Source organism: Pseudoxanthomonas sp. CCNWLW251 (genome assembly GCF_037402255.1).
GTDB lineage: Bacteria > Pseudomonadota > Gammaproteobacteria > Xanthomonadales > Xanthomonadaceae > Pseudoxanthomonas_A.
This window is the reverse complement of record NZ_JBBEGA010000002.1, coordinates 684,130-703,483: the sequence shown is the minus strand read 5'-3', so window position 1 is coordinate 703,483 and position 19,354 is coordinate 684,130. Positions and strand designations below refer to the sequence as shown.

Here is a 19,354-nt window from a genome sequence, read left to right as displayed (position 1 = left end):
TGGAGTCGCGCTGGGCAGCGCTCCCACGCACGGCCGAGGAGACGTTGGCACGTTGGTCCGCCATGAAGTCCGCCCGGCAGTCTGCGGGCGTCTCTTGGCGAAACCTCGGCCAGCATATGCAGGGCCGCTTGGTGCCTTTTGGGTCGCGACTGTCTGCCCTGCTTCGCGGACGGAATTTCCCATGGGCGCAGCTGGCCCATCGCGATCGGAACTGGCGGATGCGCTGGGGTCAGGCCGGCCGGCTGCCTTGGATTGTCACGCCGCCTGTCCCACCGGACCCGCCTACACCGCCGTCTATCTTCCCGCCCGGCAACTACGTGGGGCTGGACTTGGGCTGTCCTGTCGTCGGCATCGGTGGCCACGCACCCCTCAACCTGGGCGTCACGGCCTGCTACGCCGTGCGCCCGCGTCGCAGGACCTACATCGTGATCAATGAAATCGAAGTGGTGCGCCTGCCCGACCTGGCGCCGATCGAGGTGGACGGCATCAGCATCGCCGGCGACGCCGGCAGCTGGTGCCTGACCCTCTCCATGTCGCTGCTACAGCCGTCCGACCTTGCACTCTTGAAGCCCACCGTCGACGGGCCGCGCGAGGTGCGCGTGACGGTCAACGGCTACGTGCATGTCTTCATCATTGAGGACTACCAGCGCCAGCGACAGTTCAACGCCGGCGGCATCAGCGTCAGTGGGCGATCGTCGACCGCCCTTCTGGGTGCGCCATTTGCGCCGACTCGCAGCAAGACGACGACGGAGGCGCGTACCGTCGCGCAGCTGGTGGACGAGGAGTTGGCAGGCACCGGGTTCACCGCCGACTACGACACCGTGGACTGGGAGGTGCCCGCCGGCGCCTGGTTCTACGATGGCCTGACACCGATCGAGGCGATCACGCGGCTGGCGCAAGCGAGCGGCGCCGTCGTCCAATCCGACCCGGCCGACCGGCACCTGGTCATCCGACCTCGCTACCCGGTGAGTCCATGGGACTGGCCGGCGACAGCCCCTGACTTCACCCTGCTGGACGACATCGTCACCAGCGAGACGCTGCAGGTGCGCAGTGCGCCGCCGTATGACGCGGTGGTCGTGACCGGCGAGATCCAGGGCAAAGGTGTCACCGCTCGCGTCGGTCGCGCCAGCGAGCCGCGCACGCTCTACGCGCCGCAGGCGGCCAGCCCGCTGATCAACACCGACGCCGCGGCGCGCGAGCGCGGGCGCAACGTCATCAGCGATCGCGGCGAGCAGGCGGCCATCACGCTGACGCACCCGCTGTTCGCTGCGCCGCTGCTGGCGGGCCAGACCGGCCGCGTATTGCCGCTGATGCTGGGTGAGGTGCAGGAGGCCGGCGAGACCTGGCACGGCGTCTGCACTGGCTACCAGCTCGAGGCGCGCGCCGACGACAAGGCACTCGTGGTCGAGCAGACCATCACCCTGGAAAGGCACTACACCGATGCGGACTGACCTGTGGGGCCAATTCGGCGACCTGATTCAGGAAGCACCGCGCCTGCTGGCCACCGTCACCGCCCACAACGGCGACGGCACCAGCAGCGTCACCCTGATCGACGGCAGCACGACCCGCGTGCGCAACCAGCTGGGCGGCACGATCCCCTACAACGTTTGGGTGCAGGACGGAAAAGCCATCGAGACGGGCCCGAACCTGCCGTTGGTGGATCTGGATATCTGATCAGCGCGATTCGCTGATTGCGACGATCTTTCCGTTGGTGTCGATCGTGAAAACGATGGTCTTGCCATCACGGAAGTAGGTCCACTTCTCACCGCGTTGGGCGCCGTATTCGTTCTGGATGGGCGTCACCAGATCCGGCTTGCCGGCGATCTCGACCAGGCGACCGATGCTGTCTCCGCTGGAGACCACGCGGTTGCCGAAGTTGTAGGTGTTGGCGAACGCAGCGGCGCTGGCCAGAAGCAGGGCGAGGCAGAGAATGGTCTTGCGCATGGAGATCCCCTTTCCTTGAGTGGGTTGAGTATAGGTGCTCAGGCTCGCGCTGGGATGGGAGAAGGGGGCTGGACTGGATCCAGCGCCGCGCGCACGTTCCGTGTGCCTTGGTCGGAGCAACTCGCCCCGCCCGGCTTACTCATCGATGGGGGATAGATCATTGATGCGGCGGTCCGGATGCCTCTGCCCGTCCATCAGTATCTCCATCCCGTCAAAAAGCGCGTCGAGCTGCGATCGGATGCTCGCGGGAAAACTCGCCGCTTCCGGCCCGTTGATGACCTGCAGGAGCTCAGGGTCATGTGCCTTGTAGGCGGCCCAGAACTCCCCATACGTGCAATGCCGCTTGGTTCGCCGGAATTCGATCACCCAAGCTTCCAGGCCTGCGATGCGCTGCGATAGCTCGTCGTTGTTCATCATGCCGCCTTGGGTATCGTGTGGCCGTAGAAGGCCTCGGGGCGATTGTCGAGGATGGCCTGCAGCTCTTCCGACGAGCGCCCCTGTGGCGTCAACCACGCCATCAAGTTGTCCATCTGCAGGCGGATCGGAATGCGGTCGTGGCCGGCGGCTGCCACCTCAGGTGGCGGGTCATCCGTGATGAAGGCGAAGCTGTCGAAAGGATCTTCCTCCGCGCCCTCCCAGTGATCCCAGATGCAGGCGATGAGCATCGGCTCACGGGGCTGTGGCGTGAACTCGATCTCTACTCCTACGTCGGGTTCACCTAGCGCCAGTTCGCGCCCCTCGGCTTTGTGCAACGAGACATTCTCGAAAAAGCTGTCGATGACCAGGACGCCGTGCTTATGGCCGAACTGGCTCTTCCAGTAGCGCGTGAGGTTGTCGCGCCTGGCGTTGTAGGTACCGCTCAGCCGTCGCGGGGACTTCTTGCCGCTGGCCAGGGTCTTGCCCTCGATCCAGTCCGCCGATGCCGGCAGGCCCGGCTTGCGGAGCTGGTAGCGCATGGGCTTTACCACGAGTTGGTCGTCTTCCATGACCATCACTGGTACCCACCACTGCGGGAAGAACCGGAAATCGCGCGGCAGCTGCTGCACGCGCTCGGCGTCGGCGATCCAGCGCTCGATCTGCGCGATCTTATTGCCGGCCTTGCGGACCTCCTCGGAGGCTGTCTTCGTCGGTTTGGCCGCGAGCTTCGCTGCGTTGACGGCCAGGCGCTCGCGCTGGCCAGCGAGGTCGGTGGCGTGTTCGGCCATCTCCTCGGCGCGGGCGTCGCGGATCGCCAGGCCGATCTCCTGTCCCAGGCCCTCGCGCTGGGGCCGCAGGAACCAGTCCTCGATCGCCTTGGGCATCCGGCGGCGGGTCGTCCGTTTGCGCTCCCGGTCGGGCGCGGCCCACACGTTCGCTGCGAATTCCTCCAAGCTCATGATCGCCCCGTGGTGGCGGCAGAACTTGTCGTAGTCGGCCTGGATCATGGCGGAATAGCACATGGGGTCAAAGCTCCCTGGTGTATTCGTCCAGCACATTCCGCGCCTCAAGCTCGGCCATCACCGCCGCCTCGAGGAGCTGGCCATCTTCTTCCGTCACGCCGTCGAACAGCGGCGCCTTGGCGATGTCGACGGCACGCTGGAACGCCGCCGCGCCTGCGGAGAGGTCGGCGATCGCAATGCCAACGCCTTCCAGGAAGGCCAGCCACTCAGGCCCGTTCAGGCGCTCGTGCACGATGCTCTGGGTGTCCATGGCGCGGACTATACCGGGGCGCTGCCGGTACGGCGTCAAGACCTCTGCCAGCCCGCCGCCTTCAGTTCCTTTGCGGCCTGCAGCTGCTCCAGGGAGCGGCGGAGATCTGCTTCCGTGTCCGTGCCCCAGCAACTCGGAACGCCTTGGGCCAAGAGCGTCTCCCCGTACCGGTGCAGGTCCTCCCAGGTGAGCTGGGCGGCCTCCCGCGCATGCTCAAAGGTCAAGTGCATCACCGCCCGGAAGTCCTGCTGGAGCTCGGGCCAGAAGGCATCGGCGATGTCGGCGCCCTGGCGGACCCGGTGCGCCGGTGACCCCGGCCGGTTCTCCCCCGTCGCCAGCGGGAAGGCCGCGGCGAGCAGCAGGTAGGCGATATCCCGCCTGCTAACGTTAGCGCCCTTCAGCAGCTCGCCGGCGCGCTCGTTCATGACCTGGTGGAGCACCCGCAGGGGCATGTCGCGGTAGGGATTTGGGGGATCTCGGTCCATGCGGGAGACCATACCCGGATTGGGCATGTTGATGCCCGAGTAGGGCAAGTCCTACGAGCTGACGCGGACTTTGCCGATTTGCGCAGGACGGCAAATGGAGGATCTTGGCCACCGCCCGGCGCGGGCCTTCGGCCGCTCAACCGCGCTTCCCCGTGAGCAGGGGATTAGGGCGTTGAAAAAGGATGACTTGGCCTCATTCTAGGCTGTGCGCTATCTGACCGCGTGGTGGGAGGCAGGGCCCTAGCGGGGGATCGCTCCATTCGGACGGCGATTTGGCCCATCCGTGTCAGGGAAACCCCTATTGCGGGAACCGGCCTGTGTCCGCCAGAGTCACTCTGTACCGTTGGTACTCCTGAACCTCCCCGGGTGTCTCCCAACACTTGCGCGGCCCAATTCTTATCGGGTACAAGAGATGTCAAGGGGCACATGCTTGAGTCTCGATCGCCGGTGAGACGCGGACGAGCAGGGGGGGGGCGAATGCACTTCGGTGGCACGCTGCGTTTCACCAAATCTTTAAAGAATTCAGTGTAGGGTCCGATGACCTATTCAATACTTGGGATGAGCCGGGTTGAATGGTTTAGCAACGGTGGCCTATAATCGGCGGTTGCATGCGTCAGAATCGCCCGCACTTTCACTGAGTTAGGCAAATTTTCATAGACGAGATAGGTAGGGACTTTATGGTGGAGAACGACATGAACGCTAAGGCACAGCTGCAGACTCTTGAGTCCGCGCTCCGTGAGCGTGGGGTCGTGGACGTCAAGTTCTTCTTCGACCACAACAACAAGCCCTTGACCTCTGTGGTTTCTGAGGTGGTGGATCTGTTCGAAGCCGTGCTGGGGAGCCGCTTTGACAATTTGAAGCCGCTGAATGATTCTGCGCGGTAACGTAAGGCCGTCACTTTTTTGAAATAAAAGGACGCTCCCTAGCGGGGGTGTCCTTTTTTGTTGGGGGAAGGGAATGATTCTGGACTCGGGCGACGTCATCTTTGGCCTCCAAAAGGCCAAGGAAATCGCGGAGCAGTACAAGTTGTACACGCTTGCGGCAGACCGCGACGCGCGGTCGGTCGATGACCTGGTCAAGATCTGCGGGGAATATCTTGAGAAGACGGTTCGCATCCGTGAACTGAATCTGCCGGCAGAAGACCGTGTCATTCGCGCAATGTTTGCTGCACTGGCCGACGGCACGTTTGAAATTTACGTACTCGCCGAGTTGGGTGAGCGCGAGCGGCGCTTCGTGCTCTGCAAAGAACTATTCCATGTCGTGCTCGATCAGGAGCGCTGCCGCAGCATGGACATCTATCGTCACCTCGAAGAGGCGACGGCCTCGTTCTCTACGCAAGACTCGCGCCCCAATAGTCCCGTGGCGTGGGAGATCCTTGCGGAAGTCGCCGCCATGGAATTCCTGTTCCCGTACGCCGAGCGAGCCGCCATTCTTCTGGCTTCGAACGGAAACCCGGATTTCTCTGCTATTGCACGGCGCTACGGCATTCCCCAGGCACACATAGAAAACTACCTGAGCCAGCCCATGATGGATGTGTTCGCCAATCTTCAGTGGTGAACCAAGTGGGCCCGGAAACAGCTGTACGCAACTGCGCCGGTCCGTAAAAAAGAGCATGTGGGCCGCCCAATAGTAAGCGTTTCACGACGTCCTATCCGTAAATATTCGGCCCGTATCCCCTTGATATCCAAGGTCTGCCGTGCTGACTTTTAATCTTTTGGTCGAAGGTTCGAATCCTTCACGGCCCACCACGCACATCCCGCCGCGTCATCATCGCGCCGTATCCGCGTCGGCGCCCGCGAGGAAATCGGCGTGACCACGGCAGCGCGTGACTGGACGGCGCAGGCGATCCAGCGCATCGAAGCGGACTTCAACCGGTCCGCCGATACCCACCTTATCCCGCTGCCGTTGCCTGGTTTTCCCGGCATCGACGTCTATCTCAAGGACGAATCCAGCCATCCGACCGGCAGCCTGAAGCACCGGCTGGCGCGTTCGCTGTTCCTGTACTCGCTGGCGAATGGCTGGCTGCGGGAGGGTGCGCCGGTGATCGAAGCCTCCAGTGGCTCCACCGCAGTCTCCGAGGCCTATTTCGCGCGGCTGCTCGGCCTGCCCTTCATTGCGGTGATGCCGGCCACCACCTCGCCCGACAAGGTCGCCGCGATCCAGTTCCAGGGCGGTCGCTGCCATCTGGTCGAGGAGGCTGGCGCGATCAACGCCGTGTCGCGGCAACTCGCGCGCGAGACCGGTGGCCATTTCATGGACCAGTTCACCTATGCCGAACGGGCCACCGACTGGCGCGCGAACAACAACATCGCCGAATCCATCTTCAAGCAGATGGAGGCAGAACCGCATCCTGTCCCGGCATGGATCGTGTGCAGCCCGGGCACCGGCGGCACCAGCGCCACGCTGGGGCGCTACGTGCGCTACCGCCGCCATCCCACCCGCGTGCTGTGCGCGGACCCGGAGCATTCGGTGTTCTTCGACCACTATCGCGGCGCTTGCGCCGGCCAGCCCGACGATGGACTGACCTGCGAGCGCGGCTCGGGCATCGAAGGCATCGGACGCCCGCACTGCGAGCCCAGCTTCATCCCGGCCTGCGTCGACGCGATGGTGAAGGTGCCTGATGCACTCAGCCTGGGCGCCATGCGCCACGTCAGCGCGGTGCTGGGGCGGCGTGTCGGCGGATCGACCGGTACCAATTTCGTCGGCATCCTCGCCGCTGCCTCGCGCATGCGCGACGAGGGCCTGACCGGCTCCATCGTCAGCATCCTGTGCGACAGCGGTGAACGCTACGCGCACAGCTACTACAACCGGGACTGGTATCTGGAGCGCGGCATCCCCATCGTGGAAAGCGACGATGCCATCGCGGCCGCCGTCGCCGGACGCGGGCTGCCAACGCTGGCGATGGCCGACTGGCCGAACTGATTTCCCATTGCAGAAGGTGTTCCCATGACCAATCCATTGCTCGATTTTTCCGGTCTGCCGCGCTTCGACGCGATCCGCGCCGAGCACATCGCGCCCGCCATCGAGCAACTGCTGGCCGAGGCCGACATCGCGGTTAAGACGGCGGAAGCGGTCGCGCCGGTGACATGGGACACGTTCGTCGTCCCGCTGGACGACGCCACCGAACGGCTCGCGCGTGCCTGGAACCAGGTCACCCATCTGGAGGCGGTGGTCAATACCCCCGCACTCCGCAACGCCTACAACGCACAATTGCCGAAGGTGACGCGCTTCTGGAGCGGGCTCGCGCAGAACCTCGCGCTGTACCGGCAGTACCGCGCACTGGCCGGGGCGCCGGAGGCAGCCCGGTACGACGAAGCGCGCCGCAAGGTGCTGGACAACGCATTGCGTGACTTCCGCCTCGGCGGCGCCGAACTGCCGGATGAGCAGAAGGCGCGCTTCGGCGCATTGAAGGAAGAACTGGCCGGCCTGTCGGCGAAGTTCTCGCAGAACGTGCTCGATGCCACCGACGAGTACGAGTTCTGGATCAAGGACAAGCAGCACCTGGGAGGACTGCCTTCCGACGTCGTTTCTGCCGCGCGTGCCGCGGCCAAGGCCGAGGATGAGCCGGGCTGGAAGTTCACGCTGCAGATGCCGTGCTACCTGCCGGTGCAGGCGTATGCGGATGATCGCGCGTTGCGCGAGACGCTGTACCACGCCAATGCGGTGCGTGCATCGGAACTCGCCGACAACGAGGCGCTGGACAACTCCGCGTTGATCGACCGCATCCTCGCACTGCGTGCCGAACTCGCCTCGCTGCTCGGTTTCGGGAGCTACGCCGAGTATTCGCTGGCGACCAAGATGGCCGATACTCCGGACGAAGTGCTGCAGTTCCTGCGTGACCTGGCCGCACGTGCCAGGCCCCATGCGCAGCGCGACCGCGAGGAGCTGGACGTCTTCGCGCGCGAGCAGCTCGGCCTTGAAACGCTCGAAGCCTGGGACATCGCCTACGCCAGCGAGAAACTCAAGCAGGCGCGCTACAGCTTCTCCGCACAGGAGGTGAAGCAGTACTTCACCGAGCCGGCGGTGCTGGCGGGCCTGTTCGGCGTGATCGGCGATCTGTACGGGCTGCGCGTGGAGCAGGACCAGGCGCCGACCTGGCATCCCGATGTGCGCTTCTACCGCCTGGTCGATGGTGACGGCGCGTTGGTGGGCCAGTTCTACCTCGACCTGTATGCCCGCGAGGGCAAGCGGGGGGGCGCGTGGATGGATGACTGCCGCAACCGTCGCGATACCGCCCGTGGCGCGCAGACGCCGATCGTCTATCTGGTCTGCAACTTCGGCAAGGGCATGGACGGCAAGCCGGCCACCTTCAGCCACAACGACGTGACCACGTTGTTCCACGAGATGGGCCACGGCCTGCACCAGTTGCTCACGCAGGTGGGCGAACTGGGCGTCGCCGGCATCAATGGCGTGGAATGGGATGCGGTGGAGCTGCCCAGCCAGTTCATGGAGAACTTCTGCTGGGAATGGGAGCGTGTGCAGGCGATGACCGCGCACGTGGATACCGGTGAGCCACTGCCGCGCGCGCTGTTCGACAGGATGGTGGAAGCGAAGAACTACCAGAGCGGCATGGCGACCGTGCGCCAACTGGAGTTCGGCCTGTTCGACATGCAGCTGCACAGTGGTTTCAACGCGGCGAGCGACAGCGTGCTCGCCCTGCTTGCTCGCGTGCGCGGCGAGGTGGCGGTGAACGTGCCACCGGAATGGAACCGCTTCCCGCACCAGTTCAGCCACATCTTTGCCGGCGGCTACGGGGCCGGGTACTACAGTTACAAATGGGCCGAAGTGCTCAGCGCCGATGTCTACGCGGCGTTCGAGGAAGCGCCGGGCCAGGTCGCGGAGACCGGCGCACGATTCCGGCACGAGGTCCTGGCCAGGGGCGGCAGCCGCGGTGCCGCCGAGAACTTCAGGGCGTTCCGCGGCAGGGCGCCGCGCATCGAGGCGCTGCTGCGGCATTCCGGGATGGCCGGCTGAGCGATCCGAGGGGATGGCGACGAGGGCGGTCCACCCAGGGTCCGGACGGGTTTGACCGTAACTGTAAACGTTTTCATAATGGCTTCCCCGTAACACCCGCGTTCCCGGGAGGATCGCTTACATGCCGCATCAGCGAAGGATCGAGGGCCTGATCGCCGACATGACGCTGGAGGAGAAGATCGGCCAGCTCGGCGCCTTCGCCGATGCGCTGCGGCCGTTCGCCTTCGAGGTGAATCCGGAAACCTTCGCCCGTGATGCCGAGCAGGTGCGTGAGCAGATCCGCAGCGGCCGCGTCGGCGCGCTGTTCAATGGCGTGGGTGCGGCGGAAGGCCGCGAGGCGCAGCGCATCGCGGTGGAAGAGAGCCGGCTGGGTATTCCGCTGCTGCTGGGCGCCGACGTGATCCACGGCATGCGGACCGTGTTCCCGATTCCGCTGGGCGAAGCCGCCAGCTTCGAGCCGGACCTGGCCGAACGCACCGCGCGCGCGACCGCCAAGGAAGCCACCGCCGCCGGCATCCACTGGACCTTTGCGCCGATGGTCGACATCGCGCGTGACCAGCGCTGGGGCCGCGTCGCCGAAACTTCCGGCGAAGACGTGTACCTGACGTGCGAATTCGCCGCCGCCCGCGTGCGCGGCTTCCAGGGCGCCGACCTGACCGCCCCCGATTCGCTGCTGACCACGCCCAAGCACTTCGCCGCCTACGGCGCCATCTCCGCGGGCCTGGACTACAACTTCGTCGACATGGCGCCACAGACGCTGCGCGACGTGCACCTGCCGCCGTTCAAGGCCGCCATCGACGCTGGCGCGCTGACGCTGATGAGCTCGTTCAACGACATCAACGGCGTGCCGGCTTCGGCCAACCGCGAACTGCTGACCGATATCCTGCGCGGCGAATGGAAGTTCGAGGGCTTCGTGGTCTCCGACTACACCTCGGACCTGGAACTGGTCGCGCACGGCTACGCCAGCGACGAAGCCGACGCGGCGCAGAAGGCGCTGTCGGCCGGCCTGGACATGAGCCTGCAGAGCGGCATCTATGCCGGCCATGTCGCCACGCTGGTCGAGCAGGGCCGGCTGACGATGGCCGAAGTGGACGAGGCGGTGCGGCGCGTACTGCACGTGAAGGCCGCCGTCGGCCTGTTCGACGATCCCTATCGTTGCCTGGACGCGGAACGCGAAGCCGACCAGTCGCACATCCCCGTGCACGATGCACTGGCGCGGGACTGCGCGCGGCGCTCCATCGTGCTGCTGAAGAACGACGGCGACCTGTTGCCGTTGAAGAAGTCCGGCCAGCGCATCGCGCTGATCGGTCCGTTTGCGCAGGACACGGCCAACCTCGGTGGCTGCTGGAACATCTTCGGCGACGCAGCGCGCATGATCGATCTGGAAACCGGGCTGCTCGCCGCGCTGGATGATCCATCCGCGCTGACGATCGTGCCGGGCAGCGGCATCGAGGAGGCCCTCGACGGTGGCATCGACGCAGCAGTCGCCGCTGCGCGCGGTGTCGACGTGGTGCTGCTGGCCGTGGGCGAGCCGCACGAGTTTTCCGGCGAGGCGCAGTCGCGCACGCAGATCGTGTTGCCTGCCCCGCAGCAGGCGCTGGCGGAGGCGGTGGCCGCCACCGGCACGCCGGTCGTGGTGCTGCTGCGCAATGGCCGCGCGCTGGCGCTGGAGGGCGCGGTACGCGATGCGCAGGCGATCCTGGTCACGTGGTTCCTCGGCACGCAGACCGGGCCGGCGGTGGCCGACGTGGTGTTCGGCGACTACAGCCCGTCCGCACGCCTGCCGGTGAGCTTCCCGCAGGACGCGGGCCAGCAGCCGTACTTCTACAACCATCCCGCCAGCGGGCGTCCCAACGTGCCGGGCACGCCCCGCGCCTTCCAGACGCGCTGGCGCGAGGTGACGCACGCCGCGCTGTATCCGTTCGGCCACGGCTTGTCGTACACGCGCTTCGACTACGGCGTACCGCAGCTCAGCACCGGAGCGCTCGGCTGGGACGACACGCTGACCATCCGCACCCGCATCACCAATGCCGGCATGCGCGAGGGAGAAGAAGTGGTGCAGCTCTACCTGCGCGACCGTACCGCCAGCCGCGTGCGGCCCGTGCGCGAATTGAAGCGTTTCCGCAAGATCACGCTGGCAGCGGGCGAATCGCAGGACGTGGAGTTCACCCTGACCCGTGCCGATGTGGAATTCCACGGGGTCGACAATCGTCCGGTGGCCGAGCCCGGCCTGTTCGACCTGTGGGTGGCGCCCTCGAGCGCCGTTGGCGAGGCGGTGAGTTTCGAACTGCTGCCGCGTTAGCGGCGCGGCGTGCCGCGCATCATCGGCCCGCCGGGATAGGCATCGTAGGGCCCGTAGTAGCCGCCGGGACCGTCATAGCGGTCGACGTTGATGTTGAAGTTGAACGTGCGCGGCTTGCCTTCGTCGTTGTACGTGGTCTTGCACAGGTTGAGGTTGACCGCGTTGTAGGTGCTGCGGCCGTGCCCCTTGCTGTAGCCGATGCCGGTGGTCACGCTGCCTGAGACGCCGTCGCCGTCGTCATCGCCGTACCAGACGCAGGGGTCGACGGGCGTTGCAGGTGCCGTCGATTTCGGTCGCGTTGGCCGGGTGTCGCCGTACCACGTGCCGGGCGGATCCTTGGTGTAGGCCGCTGCCTGCGGCAGGCTGAGGTCCAATGCCTCCGCGCTCGACTGCGCCCACGCGGGCACGGTGGTCAGCAGGGCCAGCAGTGCGAGGGGCAGGGTCTTCATGGGGAATCCCGGAGCGGTGGTGCGCCGGATGGCGGACCTGCATGGCAACGTAACAGCCGTGGATTGAATGCCGGCTGATGGCGGCGGTCGGCGATCGGGAACTTCAGCCCGCCGCAGCCAGCGCCTCCAGCACGCGCTGCCCATAGCGCTCCAGCTTGGCCCCGCCAATGCCGCCCACCCGACCCAGTTCGTCCAGGGTGGCGGGCTGCAGTTCGGCGATGTTGCGCAGGGTACTGTCGTGGAAGATGACGTAGGCCGGCACATTCTGCTCGCGCGCCAGCTGCGCGCGCAGGTCGCGCAGCAGCTGGAAGCGCGGCAGGTCCGCGGCCTCCACCGGCAGTCCGCTGCGTGGGCCACGCTCGCGTTCGCGGCGCTCGCGCTGCTCCTTGCGCAACTGCAGGCGCCGCTCGCCCCTCAGCACGGCGCGGCTGCCTTCGGTCAGGCGCAGGCTGCCGAACTCGGCCTCCACTTCCAGCAGCCCGCAGGCCACCAGCTGGCGGAACACGCTGCGCCACGTGGTGGCATCCAGGTCCTTGCCGATGCCGTAGGTGGTCAGATGTTCGTGGCCGCACTGCTGGATGCGTTCGCTCTGGCTGCCGCGCAGCACATCGATCACATGGTTCACGCCGAAGCGCTGGCCGCTGCGGTACACGCAGCTCAGCGCCTTCTGTGCGGCCTCGGTGGCGTCCCAGGTCTCGGCCGGGCTGAGGCAGTTGTCGCAGTTGCCGCAATCGTGCGGATAGGTTTCACCGAAGCCCGCCAGCAGCACCTGCCGGCGGCACTGGGTCGATTCGCAGTAGCCCAGCAACTGGTCCAGCTTGCGCCGTTCCAGTCGCTTGCGTTCCTCGCCGGCCTCGGACTGCTCGATCATCTGCTTCAGCAGCACGACGTCGCCCAGCCCGTAGCACAGCCACGCTTCGGCGGCCTCGCCATCGCGGCCGGCGCGGCCGGTTTCCTGGTAGTAGCCCTCCATCGACTTGGGCAGGTCCACGTGCGCGACGAAGCGCACGTCGGGCTTGTCGATGCCCATGCCGAAGGCGATGGTCGCCACCATGACGATGCCGTCTTCGCGCAGGAAGCGGCGCTGGTTGTGCGCACGCACGCCGGCATCCAGCCCGGCGTGGTACGGCAGCGCATTGAAGCCTTGTTCGGCCAGGTAGTCGGCAAACTGCTCGACCCGCTTGCGCGACAGGCAGTAGACGATGCCGGCCTCGCCCTTGTGCTTGCGCAGCATGTCGCGCAGCTGGTGCCGGGCGTTGTCCTTCTGCACCACCGTGTAGCGGATATTGGGGCGGTCGAATGAACTGACGAAGCGCTGCGCATCGACCAGGTTCAGGCGCTCGGCGATCTCGCGCTGGGTGGGCGGGTCGGCGGTGGCGGTCAGGGCGATGCGCGGTACGTCCGGCCAGCGCTCGTGCAGCAGGGCCAGTTCCAGGTATTCGCGGCGGAAGTCGTGGCCCCAGGCCGAGACGCAGTGCGCCTCGTCGATGGCGAACAGGGCGATCCGGCTGCGGTCCAACAGCGACAGGAGGCGGCCGGTCAGCAGGCGCTCCGGCGCGACATACAGCAGGTCCAGTTCGCCACCGAGCAGCGCCTGTTCCACCTGTGCGGCTTCGGCGGCTTCCAGCGATGAGTTCAGGAAAGCGGCGCGCACGCCGAGTTGGCGCAGGGCGTCCACCTGGTCCTGCATCAGCGCGATCAGCGGCGAGACGACGATGCCGGTGCCTTCGCGCAGCAGCGCCGGCACCTGGTAACACAGGGACTTGCCGGCGCCGGTGGGCATGAGGACCAGGGCATCGTGGCCGGCGGCAAGGTGTTCGACGATGGCCTGCTGGTGACCACGGAAGGCGCTGTAACCGAAGACGCGCTGCAGTGTTTCAAGTGCGGGGGATGACATGGGGACAGGATACCGCGAGCGGGTGCGGCAGCCTGATTCTCTGGTGTCGGGAGCGATCGGAAACGGGCGTGCTGCGGGGTAGGAATTCGTCCGGGTTTGAGCGGGACGAGATCAAGCCCCTCTCCCCGCGGGAGAAGGGTTGGGGTGAGGGTCAACGAAGTCAGTCAAGATCGACAGCCGGCGACGCCATAGCATCCGCGATTCACCGGAGCGCTCCCCCTCGACGAACCTATGGAGGGCATCTTTCGGGGTGGGTCTGCCTGAGGCTAAGCATGGTGCCGCTGGCCTGTGCACCGCCCTCCGGGTTTGACCCGACGTGACTGCCGGACCTCAGGGGCCCCAAGAGCGGCACCTGAAGCATCGTGAGCGGGCTTGGTTTTTTGCTCTTGCCTTTGGGCCCCATGAGGCACGGCGAGTGGGCCGGGTAAAACCCGAAGGGCGCCGCCCTGGATGGGCGGCGTTTCCGTATGGCAAAGGGATGTGCCTTACGGAAATTCCCGACCCGCTCGCAAACCCGGAGCGAAGTGCAGGGCGCGCCGCCTGGGGTGCGTTTCTTTGATTCTTTCTTTGCACAAGCAAAGAAAGAATGCCCCCGCGGCGAGCGGCGCCATGCATCCAAGAAGAAGTCCATCCCGTAAGGCCACCAAACGTAAAGCCTTCGCGGATGTAGTTGCGGCCTGAGGCAGGGAAGGACACGGACTCCGTTGGCCCTCACCCCAATCCCTCTCCCGCGGGGAGAGGGGCTCAAAAACAGGAAAAGGGGCCTGACAGCAGGGAGAGGCTGACAGCAAAACGCCCGGACCAGCCGGGCGTCTCGCGCTTCACTCGGGCTCCGGTTACTGCAGCAGCGAACGCAGCATCCAGGCGTACTTCTCGTGGGTCTGCAGGCGCTGGGTCAGCAGGTCCTCGGTCGGGGCATCGTCGGCGTCGTCGGCGATGTCCAGCACCTTGCGCGCCGTGCGGCAGACCGCCTCGTTGCCGATCACCAGCTGGCGGACCATCTCGCGCCAGTCGGCGCTGTCGGTCAGGCCCGGCTCTTCCGGGATCGAGGTCAGGTTGACGAATTCGCGGTACGAACCCGGGGCGTTGAACCCCAGCGCACGGATGCGCTCGGCGATCTCGTCCAGCGCCGTCCACTGCTCGGTGTACTGCGTCTCGAACATCGTATGCAGCGAATTGAACATCGCGCCGGTGATGTTCCAGTGGAAATTGTGGGTCTTCAGGTAAAGCGTGTAGCTGTCGGCCAGGAAACGCGACAGGCCGTCGGCGATCTTCTTGCGTTCGCCGCCGCTGATCCCGATATCGATATTCGGCGCCGACGGGGCCGATGCGAGGGGAGCGGTGACGGGCGCGGCCTTGGTCTTGGCGGGCTTGGTCTTCGGCTTGGCCATGCGGATTCTCCTGAGGGTGGGTTGAGACGGCACAATAGACACACTAGAACATGTGGCGTGAGCAAAGAGTTTCAAGCGCTTGCTGTAAAGATGACGACTTCCCGCGACCCTTCCCCTGCCAGCCCCGACCGCGCCGTTCTCGAGCAGGCGCGGCGATCGCTTGATCGCGCCCTGAGCCGCGACCGCGGCCGCCTGCACGGGTTGTGGTCGCGCTGGCAGGGCAAGCCGGCCGATGCGGGCGCACGGCAGGCCTTCGAACAGGCATTGAATGCCTCCATCGCCACCCGCGAGCGCCGCGAGTCCACCGTGCCGGCCGTGACGCTGGACGCGTCGCTGCCGATCGCCCGCGAGGGCGAGCGCATCATCGAGCTGATCCGCAATCACCAGGTGGTGGTGATCGCCGGCGAGACCGGGTCCGGCAAGACCACCCAGCTGCCCAAGCTGTGCCTGGCGGCCGGGCGCGGCGTGGCCGGCATGATCGGTTGCACGCAGCCGCGCCGCATTGCGGCACGCGCCGTGGCGCGACGCGTGGCGGAAGAGCTGAAGACCGAGCTCGGCCGGGGTGTGGGCTTCCAGGTGCGCTTCAACGACCAGGTCGGCGAAGACACCCACATCAAGTTCATGACCGACGGCATCCTGCTGGCGGAAATCGCCAGCGACCGCTGGCTGTCGGCCTACGACACGATCATCGTCGACGAAGCGCACGAGCGCAGCCTCAACATCGACTTCCTGCTCGGTTACTTGAAGCAGCTGCTGCGCAAGCGCCGCGACCTGAAGGTCATCGTCACCTCCGCGACCATCGATACCGAACGCTTCGCCCGCCACTTCGACGATGCGCCGGTGATCAGCGTGGAAGGCCGCACCTACCCGGTGGAGGTCCGCTACCGGCCGCTGGAAGGGGAAGCGCACGAGGGCGAGGAAGACCGCGGCGGCGATCGCACGGTCAACGATGCCATCGTCGGCGCCATCGACGAAATCACCCGGCTGGACGCGCGCGGCGACGTGCTGGTCTTGCTGCCCGGCGAGCGCGAGATCCGCGATGCGCACCAGGCGCTGGAGCGGCGCAAGTACCGCCAGACCGAAGTGCTGCCACTGTACGCGCGCCTGTCCAACCAGGACCAGGACCGCGTGTTCAACCCGGGACCGAGCCGTCGGATCGTGCTGGCGACCAACGTGGCCGAGACCTCGCTGACCGTGCCGCGCATCCGCTACGTGGTCGATCCCGGCTTCGCCCGCGTCAAGCGCTACAGCCCGCGCAACAAGCTCGACCGCCTGCACATCGAGCCCATTTCGCAGGCCAGCGCCAACCAGCGCAAGGGCCGCTGCGGCCGTGTTGCCGAAGGCATCTGCTACCGCCTGTACGCCGAGGCCGATTTCCAGTCCCGCGCCGAGTTCACCGACCCGGAAATCCGCCGTTCCAGCCTGGGCGGGGTGATCCTGCGCATGCTGCAGCTGGGCCTGGGGCGGATCGAGGACTTCCCGTTCCTGGAGGCCCCCGACGAACGCGCCGTCGCCGATGGCTGGCAGCAGCTGACCGAACTGGGCGCGATCGACGGCGAACGCCGCTTGACGACCATCGGCAAGCAGATGGCGCGGCTGCCGGTGGACGTGAAGCTGGCACGCATGCTGGTCGCCGCGCAGGCCGCGGGCTGCCTGCGGCCGATGCTGGTGATCGCGTCGTTCCTGGGGATCCAGGATCCGCGCGAGCGTCCGGCCGATGCGCGCGGCGCGGCGGATACCGCGCACGCGCAGTTTGCCGATGGCCGCTCCGAGTTCGTCGGTGTCCTGCGCCTGTGGGATGCCTATCGGCAGGCCCATGAAGACCTGACCCAGTCGAAGCTGCGCGACTGGTGCGGCCGCCATTTCCTGGGCTTCCTGCGCATGCGCGAGTGGCGCGAGCTGCATCGCCAGCTGCGCCTGCTGTGCGAGGAGCTGGGCTGGAAGGAAGAAGACGCCGATGCCTCGATGGCGCCGCTGCTCGACGGCAGCCGTGCGCCGCCGGTCGTGCGCGATGACACCGCCGCCGCGGTCAAGGCGACCCGTGGCCAGTTGCATCGCGCCGCACGATTGACCCGCGAAGGGAAGGCCGATGTCGCACCTGCACCGGTGGCCGCGCGCGCGCAGCAGGACCAGGTGCCGACCGCTGGCGGCTACAGCGAACGCGCGCGCGCCAGTGCCTACCAGACCCTGCACCGTACGCTGATCGCCGGCCTGCCGACGCAGATCGGCCATCGCACCGAAAAGGGCGACTTCCAGGCGCCACGCCAGCGCCGCTTCCTGCCGTTTCCCGGTTCGGCGCTGTCCAAGCGACCTCCGCCGTGGCTGCTGGCGGCCAACCTGCTGGACACCCAGAAGGTGTGGGGCATGACCCTGGCGGCGATCGAGCCGGACTGGGTGATCACCGAGCTGCCGCACCTGCTGCTGCGCAAGCATTTCGATCCGCACTGGTCGCGCGCGCAAGGGCAGGTGCTGGCGTCGGAGCAGATCAGCCTGTTCGGACTGGTGCTGGCGCCGAAGAAGCCCGTGCACTACGGCCGCATCGCGCCCGGCGAAGCGCACGACATCTTCGTGCGCCAGGCCCTGGTCACCGGCGAAATCAACACGCGTGCGGCGTTCGTGGCCGACAACCTGAAGACGCTGGAGCAGGCCCGCGAGGAAGAAGCCAAACTGCGCCGCGCCGGCCTGGTGGCCGACGAGGACTGGCAGGCCCGCTGGTACCTGGACCGCGTACCGTCCGACATCCATTCCGCCGCCGGTCTGGATGCGTGGTGGAAGGCGCTGCCGGCGGACAAGCGCCGTGCGTTGCACTGGTCACTCGTGGACCTGTTGCCCGGCGAGGGCAGCGAAGAGGATCGCTATCCGAAGTATTTCGCCCTGGGCGATGCGCGGCTGCCGCTGCACTACAGATTCGAGCCGGGTGCAGCCGATGACGGCGTGACGCTGGAGGTGCCGTTGCACCTGCTCAATGCGCTCGACCCCGCGCGCCTGTCGTGGCTGGCGCCGGGTTTCGTTGCCGACAAGGCGTCGGGCCTGATCCGCAGCCTGCCCAAGGCGATGCGGCGCAACTACGTGCCGGCGCCCGATTTTGCGCGGGCGTTCTTCGAGGCGTTCCCGAAGCCGAGCGCCGACGATGTGCGTGGCGAACTCGCGCGATTCCTTTCCCGCGCCACCGGCGTGGCGGTCGCCGCCATCGATTTCGACGAAATCGCGCTGGAGCCGCACCTGCGCATGAACCTGCGGCTGCGCGAAGACCCGCGAGGCGGCGGTGAAGGCCGCGTGCTGGCCGAGTCGCGCGATCTCGAGGACTTGCGTGCGCGCTTCGGTGATCGCGCCGGGCAGGCGTTCGCCGCGCGCGCGGGCCGCGAGATGGCGGCGACCGGCCTGCATGATTTCCCGGCGCAGCCGATTCCACTGCAGGTACCGGGCGAGGCCGGGGTGCCCGCGTACCCCGCGTTGCGCGATGACGGCGACAGCGTGGCCCTGCACGTGTTCGCCGATCGCGCGCAGGCGCAGGCCGCGCATCCGCTTGGCGTGCGCCGCCTGCTGGAATTCGCGCTGGCCGACAAGATGAAGCAGGCGCGCAAGCAGTTGCCGGTGTCGCCGAAGACAGGGTTGCTGTATGCCAGCATCGAATCGCAGGAGCGCCTGCGCGGCGACATCGTGGATGCGGCGATCAACGCCGTGTTGGCGGAAGGATTGGATGGGATCCGCGACCGACCGGCTTTCGAGCAGCGGCGTGACGAGGCGGGCAGACGCCTGTTCGGCGAAGCGATGGAACGCCTGAAACTGGCGGACGCGATCCTGTCCGCGGTGGCGGAACTGAAGCCGCAGCTTGAGGCGCCGCTGATGGGGTGGGCGCGCGGCAACCTGGATGACCTGCGCGAGCAACTGGCGGCGCTGGTGCATCCGGGCTTCCTGCGCGAGACGCCCGCCGATGCGCTGGCGCAACTGCCGCGTTACCTGAAGGCGATGACGCTGCGTGCCGAACGTGCCAAACGCGATCCGGCGCGTGACCAGGCACGGATGCTCGAACTCAAACCTTTCGTGGATGCCTTGCAGGGCGCCTATGCGTCCGGCGTGGCGCATGACGCCGGCTGGCAGGCGTTGCGGTGGGAGCTGGAAGAGCTGCGGGTGTCGGTGTTTGCGCAGGAGCTTGGCGCGCGCGCGGGCGTGTCGCCGAAGAAGCTCGCGCAGCGCCTGCAGGCGCTGCGCGGTTGATGCAT

At 66.6% G+C, this 19,354-nt stretch carries 16 protein-coding genes; 8 read left to right on the top strand and 8 right to left on the bottom strand.

The features are described 5' to 3' along the window. Positions 1 to 317 precede the first annotated feature (317 nt). On the top strand, positions 318 to 1,451 hold the full coding sequence (locus WBN46_RS10315; RefSeq protein WP_337731421.1) for a hypothetical protein: 1,134 nt from the start codon (positions 318 to 320) through the stop codon (positions 1,449 to 1,451). Continuing rightward, positions 1,441 to 1,674: a hypothetical protein gene (locus WBN46_RS10310; RefSeq protein ID WP_337731420.1), complete on the top strand. Its 234-nt coding sequence runs from the start codon at positions 1,441 to 1,443 to the stop codon at positions 1,672 to 1,674. The genes WBN46_RS10315 and WBN46_RS10310 overlap by 11 nt, the downstream gene beginning before the upstream one ends. Here WBN46_RS10310 and WBN46_RS10305 read toward each other — a convergent pair whose 3' ends face one another. From WBN46_RS10305 to WBN46_RS10285, 5 genes are all read right to left on the bottom strand, one after another. Then, the gene (locus WBN46_RS10305) at positions 1,675 to 1,944 is read right to left on the bottom strand and encodes a DUF2845 domain-containing protein (RefSeq protein WP_337731419.1); all 270 of its coding nucleotides are present in this window, start codon (positions 1,942 to 1,944) and stop codon (positions 1,675 to 1,677) included. A gap of 135 nt (positions 1,945 to 2,079) precedes the next feature. Further along, the gene (locus WBN46_RS10300; protein ID WP_337731418.1) at positions 2,080 to 2,361 is read right to left on the bottom strand and encodes a hypothetical protein; all 282 of its coding nucleotides are present in this window, start codon (positions 2,359 to 2,361) and stop codon (positions 2,080 to 2,082) included. Further along, a complete protein-coding gene (locus WBN46_RS10295; RefSeq protein WP_337731417.1) occupies positions 2,358 to 3,368 on the bottom strand; it encodes an SOS response-associated peptidase family protein in 1,011 nt (336 codons plus the stop codon). Before WBN46_RS10295 ends, WBN46_RS10300 begins: the two co-directional genes overlap by 4 nt. Before the next feature lie 19 nt (positions 3,369 to 3,387). Beyond that, entirely contained in the window at positions 3,388 to 3,633 is a 246-nt protein-coding gene (locus WBN46_RS10290; RefSeq protein WP_337731416.1) for a hypothetical protein, read from the bottom strand. A gap of 35 nt (positions 3,634 to 3,668) precedes the next feature. Beyond that, positions 3,669 to 4,058 carry a hypothetical protein gene (locus WBN46_RS10285; protein ID WP_337731415.1) on the bottom strand — a complete coding sequence of 130 codons (390 nt, stop codon included), beginning with the start codon at positions 4,056 to 4,058 and terminating at the stop codon, positions 3,669 to 3,671. A 752-nt stretch (positions 4,059 to 4,810) separates the two neighbouring features. Here WBN46_RS10285 and WBN46_RS10280 point away from each other — a divergent pair. The 5 genes from WBN46_RS10280 to WBN46_RS10260 all read left to right on the top strand — a co-directional run bounded on the left by WBN46_RS10280 (position 4,811) and on the right by WBN46_RS10260 (position 11,394). Beyond that, complete coding sequence (locus tag WBN46_RS10280) at positions 4,811 to 5,002, top strand: hypothetical protein (protein ID WP_337731414.1); 192 nt, start codon at positions 4,811 to 4,813, stop codon at positions 5,000 to 5,002. A 73-nt stretch (positions 5,003 to 5,075) separates the two neighbouring features. Next, a complete protein-coding gene (locus WBN46_RS10275) occupies positions 5,076 to 5,675 on the top strand; it encodes an ImmA/IrrE family metallo-endopeptidase (RefSeq protein WP_337731413.1) in 600 nt (199 codons plus the stop codon). A gap of 252 nt (positions 5,676 to 5,927) precedes the next feature. Continuing rightward, a complete protein-coding gene (locus WBN46_RS10270; RefSeq protein ID WP_337731412.1) occupies positions 5,928 to 7,040 on the top strand; it encodes a PLP-dependent cysteine synthase family protein in 1,113 nt (370 codons plus the stop codon). Between the two features lie 24 nt (positions 7,041 to 7,064). Beyond that, positions 7,065 to 9,092: a M3 family metallopeptidase gene (locus WBN46_RS10265; RefSeq protein WP_337731411.1), complete on the top strand. Its 2,028-nt coding sequence runs from the start codon at positions 7,065 to 7,067 to the stop codon at positions 9,090 to 9,092. Positions 9,093 to 9,213: 121 nt separating this feature from the next. Next, positions 9,214 to 11,394, top strand: a complete 2,181-nt coding sequence (locus WBN46_RS10260; RefSeq protein WP_337731410.1) for a glycoside hydrolase family 3 N-terminal domain-containing protein — start codon at positions 9,214 to 9,216, stop codon at positions 11,392 to 11,394. Here WBN46_RS10260 and WBN46_RS10255 read toward each other — a convergent pair. From WBN46_RS10255 to WBN46_RS10245, 3 genes are all read right to left on the bottom strand, one after another. Continuing rightward, positions 11,391 to 11,843: a hypothetical protein gene (locus WBN46_RS10255; RefSeq protein WP_337731408.1), complete on the bottom strand. Its 453-nt coding sequence runs from the start codon at positions 11,841 to 11,843 to the stop codon at positions 11,391 to 11,393. The genes WBN46_RS10260 and WBN46_RS10255 overlap by 4 nt on opposite strands. Before the next feature lie 103 nt (positions 11,844 to 11,946). Next, positions 11,947 to 13,740, bottom strand: a complete 1,794-nt coding sequence (recQ, locus tag WBN46_RS10250; RefSeq protein WP_337731407.1) for a DNA helicase RecQ — start codon at positions 13,738 to 13,740, stop codon at positions 11,947 to 11,949. An 836-nt stretch (positions 13,741 to 14,576) separates the two neighbouring features. Beyond that, positions 14,577 to 15,131 (bottom strand): Dps family protein, encoded by a 555-nt coding sequence (locus WBN46_RS10245; RefSeq protein WP_337731406.1) that lies wholly within the window; start codon positions 15,129 to 15,131, stop codon positions 14,577 to 14,579. A 90-nt stretch (positions 15,132 to 15,221) separates the two neighbouring features. Between WBN46_RS10245 and hrpA the strand changes: the two genes are divergently transcribed. Then, complete coding sequence (hrpA, locus tag WBN46_RS10240; protein ID WP_337731405.1) at positions 15,222 to 19,349, top strand: ATP-dependent RNA helicase HrpA; 4,128 nt, start codon at positions 15,222 to 15,224, stop codon at positions 19,347 to 19,349. Positions 19,350 to 19,354: the final 5 nt, after the last annotated feature.